Annotated in this window: 6 protein-coding genes; 4 read left to right on the top strand and 2 right to left on the bottom strand. The window is 70.8% G+C overall.

What is annotated here, in order from left to right; all coding sequences use genetic code 11:
* Positions 1 to 51: 51 nt before the first annotated feature.
* Both OG711_RS22065 and OG711_RS22060 read right to left on the bottom strand, forming a co-directional pair.
* Complete coding sequence (locus OG711_RS22065; protein ID WP_329560159.1) at positions 52 to 2,004, bottom strand: serine/threonine-protein kinase; 1,953 nt, start codon at positions 2,002 to 2,004, stop codon at positions 52 to 54.
* Positions 2,005 to 2,166: 162 nt separating this feature from the next.
* Complete coding sequence (locus OG711_RS22060; RefSeq protein WP_329560158.1) at positions 2,167 to 3,867, bottom strand: MFS transporter; 1,701 nt, start codon at positions 3,865 to 3,867, stop codon at positions 2,167 to 2,169.
* Between the two features lie 1,119 nt (positions 3,868 to 4,986).
* Here OG711_RS22060 and OG711_RS22055 point away from each other — a divergent pair.
* Genes OG711_RS22055 through OG711_RS22040 form a run of 4 tightly spaced genes read left to right on the top strand, consistent with a single transcriptional unit; the run spans position 4,987 to position 12,672 of the window.
* Positions 4,987 to 6,411: a hypothetical protein gene (locus OG711_RS22055; RefSeq protein ID WP_329560157.1), complete on the top strand. Its 1,425-nt coding sequence runs from the start codon at positions 4,987 to 4,989 to the stop codon at positions 6,409 to 6,411.
* A gap of 60 nt (positions 6,412 to 6,471) precedes the next feature.
* Complete coding sequence (locus OG711_RS22050) at positions 6,472 to 9,843, top strand: DEAD/DEAH box helicase (RefSeq protein ID WP_329560156.1); 3,372 nt, start codon at positions 6,472 to 6,474, stop codon at positions 9,841 to 9,843.
* Complete coding sequence (locus OG711_RS22045) at positions 9,840 to 11,120, top strand: hypothetical protein (RefSeq protein ID WP_329560155.1); 1,281 nt, start codon at positions 9,840 to 9,842, stop codon at positions 11,118 to 11,120. The genes OG711_RS22050 and OG711_RS22045 overlap by 4 nt, the downstream gene beginning before the upstream one ends.
* Positions 11,113 to 12,672 (top strand): phospholipase D-like domain-containing protein, encoded by a 1,560-nt coding sequence (locus OG711_RS22040; RefSeq protein WP_329560154.1) that lies wholly within the window; start codon positions 11,113 to 11,115, stop codon positions 12,670 to 12,672. The genes OG711_RS22045 and OG711_RS22040 overlap by 8 nt, the downstream gene beginning before the upstream one ends.
* Positions 12,673 to 12,748: the final 76 nt, after the last annotated feature.

Raw genomic sequence — 12,748 nt, 5'->3', positions numbered from 1 at the left:
CGGGTGACGGGTACAGGTAGCAGGTAGCAGGTAGCAGGTAGCAGGTACAGGTCAGGACTCGGCGGGGTAGATGTCCCGTACCTTGCCGTCGAGGTCGGCGGTCAGATAGCCGCCGTCGTACTTGTCACTGAAGTAGACCCCGAGGGTCACCGGGGTGTCGAGGACCTCGATCGGCTCGTTGACGACCAGATAGCGCGCGGTCGGTTCCTTGACGTTCAGGTCCTTCTCGGCGCGCTTCAGCAGCGCGGGCAGCACGTCCCAGTCGAAGTCGTCCAGGTCCATGGGCTGTTGGCTGCTCGCGAGACTGCCGCTGATGATGCCCTTCTCCAGGCCCCGGCCGACGCGGTACGTGTAGCTGTCGTACCGCTTGTCGCTGCCCTTGAGCAGGACGTTCGCGGAGATGTGCTCCGGATAGACCGTGAACCTGCCGACCCGGTCCGTACCCGTCTCCTTCTCGATCGCCGCGACGGCGAGCCGGATGCCGTCCGGGGTGAGCAGGTCGGTGGCCCCGCCGCCGGGCCGGGGGGCGGTCGACGAGGGCGCGGCGGACGTCCGCTCACCCGACGGCGGGCCGTCCGCGGCGGGTTCGTCCGACGCCCGGTCGCCGCCCGAGGGGGAGGGAGTGGTGGCGGACGGTGTCCGGCTCCCGGCCCCGGCGCCCACGCTGTCACCGCTGTCACCGTCGGTGCCTTCCGGCAGGAACTGCCAGACGAGCGCGGCCGTGACGGCGATGCTCACCGCGGAGGTGCCGACGGCGATCCGCCGGAACCGCCGCGCGATCCGCTGGTCCTGGGGGGACCGGCCCTGGCTGGTGACGCCGTACGGGTCGGCGCCCCCCTGGGTGTACGGGTTCCCGGCCGCGGCCCCGGCCGGGGGCGTCAGCCGGTACGAGGTGCCGTCGGAGGGCGGGCCGAACGCGGGCGGGGTGGGGGCACCCGTACCGGGCGCCGCGTCGGGCACCGGGGGCGAGGCGGACACCGGCGTGCCGGAACCGGGCGGGCCGAATCCGGGTGCGGCGGACGAACCTGTCGCGGCGGTACCGGGGGCGGCGAACGGGGCGGTGGTGGGCGGCCCGCCGGGCGCGGCCCCGCCCTGGGTCGTGCCGCCCTGGACCGGAAGGCCCTGGATCGGAAGGCCCTGGATCGGAACGCCCTGGATCGGAACGCCCTCCACCACGCTCGCCAGCATCCGGTCGAAGGTCTCCGGATCGGGCCGCGCGGCGGGGTCCTTGACCAGCAGCGCCGCCAGTACGGGGGTGAGCGCGCCGGCCCGCTCCGGCGGCGGCAGCGTCTCGTTGAGCACGGCGGCGAGGGTGGCCAGGGTGGTGGCCCGGCGCAGCGGATGGTGGCCCTCCACCGCCACGTACAGCATCATCGCGAGCGACCAGAGGTCGGAGCCGGGACCGCCGTTGTCGCCGGTGATCCGCTCGGGCGCCATGTAGTCGGGCGTCCCGATGATGGAGCCGGTGGCGGTCAGCGCGGTCGACTCGCGGATCGCGGCGATCCCGAAGTCGGTGAGGACGGGACGTCCGTCCGGGCGCAGCAGCACGTTCGCGGGTTTCACGTCACGGTGCTGGATGCCGACGCCGTGCGCGGCGCGCAGCGCGGCCAGCACCTCTCGGCCCAGCGTGGCGGCCTCGGCGGGTGCCATCGGGCCGCGCGCGAGCCGGTCCTGGAGCGATCCGCCCGTCACCAGCTCCATCACGAGCCACGGATAGGTGTCGTCACCGCCGTCCACGACATGGTGGATCGTGACGACGTTGGGGTGCTCGACACGGGCCAGCGCGCGGGCCTCGCGCAGCACCCGGGCGCGCAGCAGCCGGGCCGCCTCCGGGTCGTACTCGGCAAGCGCGGGGTCCGGCGGGCGCACCTCCTTGAGCGCCACGGCCCGGTCGAGGACCAGGTCCCTGGCCCGCCAGACCATGCCCATCCCGCCACCGCCGAGCCGGGCCTCCAGCGCGAAGCGCCCGTCGATCACCCGTCCACCGGAATCCCCACCGCTCATGGCCGGGAGCATACGAGACGCCGGGGCGGGGTCCGGCACCGGTGGCAGCGGGTTGATGGGGCCGGGGGCTGCCACGGGCCGGTAGGGGGTCGGGACGTGCCGTACGGGGTCGGGGCCGCGTCAATCCGGGTCGGGGGCGTGCGGTACGGGATCGGGGCCGCGTCAGTCCGGGTCGGGGACGGGCGGTACGGGGTCGGGGGCGCGTCGGACATCGGCCCCGGTCCGGGGGGTCGCTCCGCCCGTGACCGGGCCGCCGTCCTGCTCATGGCCCGGCGCGTGGCCCAGGTCGTGGCCCGGCGCGTGGCCCAGGTCGTGGCCCGGCGCGTGGTCCAGGTCATGGCCCGGCTCGTGGCCCGGCCCGCGGTCCAGTTCATGTCCGGCGGGCGCCTCGCTCCCCGGACCCGAGCGCAGGGAGATCAGCAGCACGACCGCACCGAGGAGCGTGACGAACATGATCCAGACGGCGCCGACGTGCATGGCGTGGACGAACGCGTCGTCGGCGGCCCGGGCGAGCGCGGGCCGGTCGGTCGTGGCGGCGGCATGCCGGGCCTGTTCGGCGGAGACCCGCGCCTGGTCCCGTACCGGCCCGGGCATCCCGTCCAGCGAGGGTTCGACGGCGCGCCGGTAGACGATCGACATGATCGTGCCGCCGACGGCGATCCCGATCACGCTGCCGGTCTGCCGCACGGTGTTGGTGACCGCCGACCCGGCACCGGCCCGGTCCAGCGGCAGTGTGCTGATCAGCGCCGCGGTCACCGGGCCGAGCACCATGCCGATGGACAGCCCCTGGACCAGCAGCAGGAGCTCGATCCAGCCGAGGGGGGTCCGCAGCCCGAAGAGCCCGTACGCGCCCATGGTCAGCGCCGCCACGGTGAGGGCGGGCACGGTGACGAGCCGCAACGACCAGCGCCGCACCAGGTACGCGCCGAGGGGCGCCCCCAGGATCGCGCCGAGCGCGGTCGGGAGACCGGCCAGGCCCGCCTCCATCGGCGAGTAGCCGCGAGCGCCCTGCATGTAGAACGCGTTGTAGAAGGTGAGGGCGGACACGGCGAAGAGGAGCAGCCCGAGCGCCGCGTTGCCGCCGCCGAACGCGCGTCGCGCGAGCAGCCGGGGATCGAAGCTCGGTACCTTGACGCGCAGTTCGACCAGCACGAAGACGGCCAGCAGGACCAGTCCGGCGACGATCGGCACCCAGACGTCCGTACTGCTCCAGGCCGGCACCTGCCCCGCGCGGATCAGCCCGTAGGCGAGCGCCGCGAGGCCGCCGATCGACAGCAGCATCCCGGCCGGGTCCAGCGGGCGCACCACGGGGCTGCGGAAGTCCGGTACCAGCAGGGCGATACCGACCAGCGCCAGCACCACGACCGGCACGTTGACCAGGAAGACCGAGCCCCACCAGTAGTGCTCCAGGAGCAATCCGGCGAGCACCGGACCCACGGCCATCCCGGCACCGGCGGAGGTCGAGGAGACGGCGATCGCGGTCGACCGCGCGGGGCCGGTGAAGGTCCACATGAGGATGGCCAGGCTGGCAGGCATGATCAACGCGCTGCCGACGCCCATCGCGGCCCGGGCGGCGATCAACTGCCCCGCGTCACCCGCGTACGCCGCCCACACCGAGGACCCGGCGAAGACCACCAGCCCCGTCACGAGCACGGACCGGTGACCGTAGCGATCACCCAGCGCGCCGGCGGTGAACATCAAGGTGGCGAAGGTCAGCGTGTACGACCCGGTGGCCCATTGCAGCGCGGAGGGGGTGGCGTTCAGCCCATGGACGGGGTCCGCGAGGGTCTCCAGGGCGGTACTCAGGACCGTGTTGTCCAGCCAGATCAGCAGGGAACACACCATGAGAACGGCAAGAATCAACTGCCGCTCCACTTTCGGCAACGCAGACGCGGTCACGAATGCCTTCTTCGGATGCGATCGGGAATACCTGACGACCGGACCGTAGGCAGCCGATAGGCATCTGTCAATTCCCGGACGTCCACGAAGAGACCCGAATATCCACGCGCCACCGAGGGCACGCCGACAACCCCTCTGTCAATTATTGACCACCCGAAAGAATCGCCCCTCCGGCGGCTCACGAGGGCATACCGCAGAGCGCCCTGTCAATTCCTGACCCTGTTTTTCCGACATCGCGCGCACTTCGTTTCCGGAAGCGGAATCGGGGCAGGGACGCCCGACGTCACCGGGCCCTGGCACACCCCCCGCGCCGCCGCTCACCTCCCCACCGGGGCCCGACCGGTACCGCCCGGAACGACGGATCACGCGGACGGCAACACTGCGCGAACGGCTCGATCCACCAACCGGTACGGCACACCGAAATTCCTGTCCCGTATATCCGCCGAACGAGAGGGCCGGAATCACCCGGCTCAGCAGACAAGAATGCACCAAGGGCATAAATGGAGAGGCAAAGCAATACCTCCTGAAGGTCGATGACGGAGCTTAGACATACAGGCCCGGGTAACCGACACGACCTCCACAAGTTCACGTGATGGTGAATTCCCAGATCACCCGCAGATCACCCGCAGATGAACCCAGGTGAGCGAATCGGAAGCGGCGCCGGACTCGGGTACTCAGGTGCTGAGGTGCCGCAATGGGCCCAGACGTCGAGTCTCCATCGCAGATGGCGGCGTTCGACATGGTTACGAGCGGCTCGGACGCCGTCAAGGGCGGCGACACCGGCGGCCGGTCCGTTTCCGCACGCCCCGTGGTGGGCAGCTCGCATCAGCAGAAGCGTTCGCCCTCGGCCGCCGAGAACACGGCGAGCGGGTCACCGTCGGGCAGCAGCCAATCCAGCAGGCGCTGTGCCATCGCCTCGTCCACCACCAGCGACGCCACCTCCGCCGCACTCCGGTTCGGGAGGTTCTGCGAATCCTCCGGCCCGGTCAGTACACCTTGCTAGAGTCCGTCGCCCAGAGTGAGGCTGCGGGATGTACCGGGGAGACAGACCGAGTGGAGTCATTCGAGGGAAAGACCGCACGTTTGCGCCGTATCGAGACAGGCGAGGAGGTCTACGGGCCGGGGGACCTCAAGGAGCAGGCCACCCGCTTCTACCTCGACCAGATGCTCGACGAGGTGGTCGAACGCGCTCTGCTGCACAGCAGCAGTCGGCCGCACCCCCCTGTGCGCCTGCTGATCAGCCTCGCGGGTTTCTCACCCGTCACCACGGTGCTGGTCTATCGACTGCTCAAACCTCAGCGCATGCTGGTCGTCACCTCGCAGAACGCCCGCAGCAGCGTCGACGTGATCGGGGAGCAGGTCGTCGGGGACGGGCGGCTGCGCTATCAGGACTTCCGGCACGCTCCGGTGGTCCCGACGGATCCGCTGGGCATCTACCGCGTGGTCCGCAGCGAACTCGAAGAGCTGGAGAAGCTCGATGAGGAGAAGCCGTACGCCGTGATCGACATCACCGGCGGACGCAAGGTGATGAGTGCCGCGGCGGCCTTGGCGGCATGGCAGCTCGGACTGGACCTGTGCTACATCGACAGCGATTACGACCCCGTGCGTCTCAGACCGCTGCCCGGGTCCGACCGGCTGCTTCTGCTGGACAACCCCACGGCGCTCTTCGGCGAGGAGAGCATGTCCGCAGCCTTGGAGATGTTCGCGAGCGGGGCGTTCGAGCCCGCGCGGCAGCGGTACGACGAGTTGTGCGAGATCATCGTGGAGCCGGGCCGGGCCCGCTTCATGCGCGCCCTCTCCGAGCTGTACCGAGCGTGGTGTGACTTGGACCTGACGCAACTCCCCCAGGGCGTCACGGCCACCGAACAAGCGCTGCGGCAGATACGGCACGACGTCAGCATCCAGACAGTCAGACGGCTGGAACGGCAGTTGATGTTCCTGCGCTCGCTCGCCGAGGGGGACCAGGGCAGCCTGCTGATCTGCTTCTTCGTCCTCGGCGAGCACTACCGCGAAGTGGGCCGGAACGACTTCGCGGCGCTGCTCTACTACCGCGCCATTGAAGGCTGCCTGGCCGGACGGCTGGAACGGCTGGCACCGGGGTTCAGGTGCGAGCGGCCGGACTACACCCTGCTCACCGATGACGTCGAGGCGTTGAGCGCCCGCCACGCCGGGATCCTGCGCACGATCGGCAGGAAGGACGTCGACGGCACACTACCGCCCGTCATCGGTCTGATGAGCGCCGCCGTGCTGCTCACGGCGCTCGGCGACGACCTGCCGCGCCACGCCCAACTCGCAGGGCCCAAGGCTCTCTCCCACCTCAACAGCCTGGCGACGACACGCAACCGGTCGGTGCTGGCACACGGCTCGGCCACGGTGGGGCCGAAGGAGAGCAAGACGCTCGGAGTCAAGGCCCAGGCCGTCCTGCGCGGTTACTGGGCGACGACAGATGCCCAGGAGGACATCGGCGCACTGTGCGAGGAGTTGAGGTTCATCCGGACCGACCGATGAGCAGGGCGCACCAGGCAGCGACGGGTGGGCAGCCGGGCGACTGGGCGGAAGGAAGCTTGAATGGCTGACTGGACACTGCGCACACCACGCTCCTGGATCACGGAGCTGAGCGAGTTGATCGCGGGGAGGACGGCGAAACCGGCAGGCTCCTTGATGATCCCGCTGACCTTCCGCCAGGGCCTGTTACGGATCCTGACGGAGCTGGACACCGACCTGAACGCCGTGGCGGCGGATCTGGCCGCGGGCCTGCGGAGCGTAAAGCGCCAGGGCAGGCAGTCGGAGTACTACGTCCTGAGCGGCACCCGGTTCGATGTGTACGTCAGCTCCCAGCCCGCCGTGCATGCGTATCAGCCGCTGGCCGTGGTGACCTCGGTCAAGGCCCACCGCGGTCTGTCCCACCGCGGCCCTCGGCTTCCGGCATGGGTGGACTTCCACCCGCCCCATGCCGAGCGGGTATGCGACATCGCCGAGGTCCACCGGTGGGTCACCAAGGGCCTGGCCTATCAGCGGGCACTCTCCGAGGCGGGCAAGGAGGCGGCGGATCTGCTGCGCGGCCGTAGCGCACACACCGACGAGCACGGCCAACTGCATGCCCTGGTACGCCGCCATTTCGCGCCACTGACCGATGTGATCAAGCTGCTGGAGCAGCGCGGCGAGACCGAGGGCGCCCGCAGGGCCGAGGGTGAGGTGATCGCCGACAACTCGAACGCGGCCACGGGCGCGAGCGCGCCCGCCCATCCCGACACGGTGTGTGTACGCCTGCCCCCGCGGAGTGCCGAGTTCGCATGCGGTTTCGTGCTCGACGTCAGTGTCCGCACCGCCGTCCCGAACCCGGACGGCGAGCCTGCCGGCGGCGGTCCCTGGCGGCTGGCTGTGGTCGGCGTCGAGGACGATCTGCTGTACCTGGATCCGCCGGCCAAGGGCCGCCTCACCCCCGGCACGGCCGTATCGCTCGACTACGAGCCGCGATTCGCCCTGGGCCGGCACGACTACGCCCTCCGGAGCTTTCTACGCGAGGAGGTCGAGGGCGACTGGAACTCCCTGGCCCGTCTGCTCAGCCACCCCGGCTCGCTGCCCATGCCGGCGGGCGGATTTCCCGACCCGCCGGCCTTGTTCGACAGAGACCTCAATACGGAGCAGCGGGCGGCTGTAACGGGTGCGCTCGGCACCCCGCACGCCCTGCTCATCCAGGGGCCGCCCGGTACCGGCAAGACCACGGTGATCAGCGAGATCGTCCGGCAGTTGACAGCCCGCGGCGAGCGCGTCCTGCTGCTGGCACCGATGCATGTGGCGGTGGACGAGGTGCTGCGCCGTGTCGGGCGGGCGGACGGTGTCCTCGCGATGCGGGTGGCCGGCGACGACTCGCGGGTCAGAGCCGAACTCTGCGGTTTCACCAAGCAGAATCTGGCGCAGGAGTTCGCCGAGCGGGCCCGGCGCCCGGGTACCGCCCGCGCCCCGGAGTGGAACGCGGAGCGGGCGGCACTCGACGGCGCGGCCGACCTCATCGAGTCCTGCGACGCTGCACGAGTGGCCCTGGACGCCGCCACCGAGGAGCGCGAGCATACGGCCGCCGGCTGGATCGCTTGGCGGACCCACCACCGGGCCGCGGTCACGGCCTCCACCACGGAGCTCACCGAGGCCCGCACGGCGGCCGACCGGGCCAACACGAGATCCCGGCTCGCGGAAGAACAGGAGGCGCACTCCGCGGAGGCTTTCACCGCCGCGGAAGGCGGCCGTTCCCGCTTCGTCCTGAGGCTCCTGGCCGTCTTCGGAGCCGGTGCGCTGGCCGAGGCCGGCCGGGCCCGGAGCGATGCCCGGCGTGAGGTGTGGGAGGCGCACGGCGTACGGCGCGCGGCCGATGCCCTGCTTGCGGAACGACGGCGCACGGCCGCGCTGCTGGCGCGTGAGGAAGCCGAAAGGGACGGCGCGTTCCGAGAGGCGTGGACCGATGCCGACGCCCGAGCCGATGTCGCGCAGCGGGCGGTGGCCTTGGGCCGCGCCCGGCTGGCGGCCGACGTAGAGCTCGCCGGGCTGGACCCGGAGCGTCTCTCCCGCCGGGCGGCGGAGAACCGTACGCGCGCCGACCGGCTGGGCCGCCTCGCCCACCTCGAACAGCGCTGGTTCCAGCTCACCGGGCAGAGCGACACAGCCTCCGATGCCGAGGGCGCTCTCCTCCTCGGCGCGCTGGGCGAGCAGTTGGCCCGCGCGGCGAACCTGGTGTGCTGCACGACCGTCGGCTTCGCGGGCGACAGCGACGTACGCGACGCGGACTTCGACACCCTGATCGTCGACGAGGCCAGCCGGGTCATCGACAGTGAGTTCCTGATCGGCGCCAAACAGGCCCGCCGCTGGATCATGGTCGGTGACGAACGGCAACTGCCGCCGTATGTCGAGGCCACCGACGAACACCATCTGCACGCGCTCGCCGCGGTCCACATGGCGGAGCGCGGAGCCGCGCCCACCGTGCCTGCGGCGGTCCGGCACCTGGGCGAGCTGTGGCACGAGGACGAGGAACTGCACCGGTTCCGTACGGAGCCGGTGGAGCGGATCGCCGAGCATCTGCGTGACTCAGGGCTCTGGAAGTCGGCGTACCGGGCGACGTACCAGGAGGCGTACCAGCGGCTGCGCAGCCGTAACGAAGACGCGGAACGCGAGCTCCTGGCCATGATGCGGCGACATTTGGTGCAGAGCCTGTTCGAACGCTGCGTCAGCGAGGCCCCGGCGCTCTGCGTGCGCCTGACCGAACAGCACCGGATGGTGGATTCGATCGCCCAACTGGTACGCGGCCCGGTGTACGGGGGCCGATACGTGTCCCCGCCGCCCGCGCGGATGAAGCTGACTCCCCTGGTCACGGCGAACACGTTCCCCCGTCCCGTGGTCTTCCTCGACACCTCCGACGATCCGCGGGCAGGCGAGGACCTGGTGGGCACGGGCTTCGTCAACGCACTCGAAGCGCGGTCGGTGGAGGCAGCCTGCCGCATCTGGGAAAGCGAGCTGGCGGCCCGCGGCGAGCGGCGGGTGACGGTGAGTGTGCTCACCTTCTACAAGGCCCAGGCCCACGAGATCCGCAGACGCCTCGGCGCTCCGCGCTACCCCGGTTTCAGGGTTCTCGACTTCCAGGTGGTGGACTCCATAGACCGTATTCAGGGCCAGGAGAGCGATCTGGTCATCATCAGCTTCTGCCGCACCCGCCGGGGGCGCCGGCGGGAACGTCCCGGATTCGCGCTATGGCTCCAGGACATCCGCCGGCTCAACGTCGCTGCCACCCGCGCCCGCCGCGCGATCCTGCTGATCGGGCACCGCAACACCCTGGCCGGCCTGCGCGGGGTCCCGGCGGCCGAGGACTTCTACGCCAATATGTTCGACCTCTTCACCCCGGGCCATCCCGACACCATCCTGCTCAAACGACTCGACCAGCCGGTGACAGGGTGAAGCTGTGGTCTGTCGACGCCCCGCAGACCGGGCCGGACACCGTCGCCGTGGTCGCCGAGGCCCTTGTCCCGTTCATGTACTGGCGAGGCGTTCCCGTACAGGTCACGGAGCCACGGGAGTTGACGGTGCTGGAACGATTGGTCCTGGAGATGGGGCTGTCGCTGGGAAGCGTCGAACCGGCGGACTTCGCGGAAGTGACGGACCTGCCCCCGTCGGTGCTGGCGGGAGCGGCCTGGCGTCTGGTGGCCGCCGGGGTGCTCTTCCCTCAGCGGAACGGATACGGAGTACAGCTTTCCGGTGCCGAGCGGACACTGCGCCGCCAGGCGGTGGCACGCGTGGTGGACGCCGCGGCGGACTTCGTCCTCCTGCCGCGCTCGGGAGATCTCCTGGCCTTCGGCGGAGGTCCGGGCGGCTGGCTGCGCGGACTGGACCAGAAACTCGGCGCCGGCAAGCGGGCTCCCCTCCCGGCCCCGTTGGCCGGCGCCCGGCGTGCCGAGTATTTGGGCGAACGGGTCAGGGCCGGCACCGCGGCGTGTCTCGGTGCCGAGATCGTGGACGTACCGGCCCCCGTCGAGGACATGCCGCTGTACACCGATGCCAGGCAGGACGGAAAGCCGCCGACCTGCCCCGCCTACCGCTGCCGGGCCCAGGTGCGACGCTCGCCGACCGGCGATCTTCAGGTGGACGCAGTGTTCATGCGCCGCGCGCGGCGCGGAGCCCAGCAGGGCGACAACGTGGAGACCGAGATAGAGGCGGACCTGAGTGGCGCCGAGGCCCTGACGAACGGCTGGCTGGCGCTGACCGCGGCGCTGCGGCACGACGAGGTCCAGCACGACGCCTGGCGCGTGCTCGTGCCGCCGCAGGCCAGCGTCGGCACTCCGCCGCTGAACCGGGTCAGCCGACGCGGTCCTGTGGAGTGGAATCTGCATATCGGCGGCGCCGCCGCAGCGGCACTGTGCGCCGACGGCCGCTCGCTCACCCAGCCGATGGGACTGGCGGTGGCCGACGAGGAGGCCGTGGTCGAGGTGGTGTGCTGGTTCTTCCCCGACGACGACCATGCGCGCGGCCTGTTCGCCCGTGAGGAAATCGTCCATCGGCTCCTTTCCTCGCCGGAGCCGGCCGGCGTGATCACCGCCGCCTGCCGCGAAGCCGCCGACCGGCTGCCGACCTCCGCCCCGCTCCTCACACCGCACGCCGTACGGGAGCGCGTCTGGCAGCTCGGGCACTACCAGTTGATCTACCTTTTCCGCGAGACCGAGGACTTCCCCCATGACTGAACGTCTCGACCTCGGCGCACTCGTGCACGACGAGGGCTACTTCCTGGTGCGGGAGCCGAGGAAGGCACGTGAGCCGTACGCCCCCGGCGCCGGACGGAGTGGCGGCGACGACAGCGCGTACCGCCATGTCCTGACCTACCCCGCCTCCCCGCGCACGATCAAGGAGGCCGCACTCGACCTGGTGAGATCGGCGCGGCACAAGGTCTTCGTCACGAGCTACCTCCTTGGGGAGACGGAGCTGCTCCAAGCCCTGTTCGAAGCGGCGGACCGACTGCGCGGCGGGGTCTACGTGGTGTCGGAACTGAGCGAGCAGAGCCTGCGCCGCAAGCTGGCGGAGCTGCTGGACATCCCAGATCCGGACGCCGCCACACAGACCCACAAGAAGCACTTCGCCGAGCTGACCCGCCGGGGCGTGGCGGTCCGCGGCCGCCCGGACTGTCACGCCAAGTTCCTTCTCGTCGACGACCGCGCCGCGCTGGTCTCCAGCGCCAACCTGGACACGAACGGCCTGAACTCGATCGGGGAGAACGGCGCGCTGATCACCGAGCGGGCGGAGGTGGACCGGCTGGCCCGGTTCTTCACCCGCCTGTGGGACTCCTGTTCGTACGCGATGCCGCCCGGCCCAGCCGGATATTCGATACGCCAGCACACACCCGCCCCGAGCCGCTGCCGGGTACCGGTGCCGCCGGTGTCGGCCAGAACGGGCATCATCTGGACCCACGACAGCGAGCGGCTGATCCTCGGCCACCTCCACGACATCATCGCCAGGGCCCGCACGAGTCTGATATTGGCGACCTACTCGCTGCAAGGTATGACGGACCGCCCGGACATCCTGCTCGATCCCCTGGCACAGGCGATGCGCAAGCACTCCCTTGACGTCAGGCTGCTGTGCCGCGGCCGCAACCACCCCGCCTCCCAGCGCCGGGACGCCGCTGCCCTCGCCGACCTCGGCGTACGCGTCTTCGCCGACTCCACGAACCACGCCAAGGGGGTCATCGCCGACGAACGGTACGGCGCCCTGTTCTCGGCGAACTTCGACGCCGAACACGGCCTGCTGAACGGCATCGAGACCGGCACCCGCCTCGACGGTGAAGCGGCACTGACGCACGCGGTGCACTACTTCGGGCACGCGATGACCCACGCCGACCTTGAGTTCGTCCGCCACCCGACCCAGCGCCAGCTCGACCACCGACTCGCCGCGCGGTGGCGCACGCCGTGGCAGGGGGAACGCCATGTGCGGGTGACCGCGTCCGACACAGTGTGGAGCCGCTTCGCCGAGGCGGTTCGGCAGCCCCCGGTGCTGTACGAGCTCGAACCCGGCGGGAACGTCTGCCTGCACGCCGGTCGTTCGCGATGGCAGCTGTCCGCCCTCTCGGGCGCGGGAAGACTCCGTCACCTCAGCGACCCGCCCCCGGCAGTCGGCGCGCCCGGCGGACAAGTTCCGGCGCGCGATCTCCTGGAGGGGTGGATGTCCTTCCGCCGTGCGCCCTCGGACAAGCCCTCGAAACGCGGCTTCTTCTCGGCGACCATGGAAAGAGCGACATCCCGCTAAGGGCTTCCACGCCCTCCGCCAAGGTCGCCAACCGAGGTATTTGGCAACGTCGCTGGGCAGGGCGTTTGGCCGGGCT

Origin of the sequence: Streptomyces uncialis (assembly GCF_036250755.1) — a bacterium.
Taxonomy (GTDB): domain Bacteria; phylum Actinomycetota; class Actinomycetes; order Streptomycetales; family Streptomycetaceae; genus Streptomyces; species Streptomyces uncialis.
Note: the sequence above shows the minus strand (reverse complement) of the source record. Positions and strands in the feature narration are given on the sequence as shown.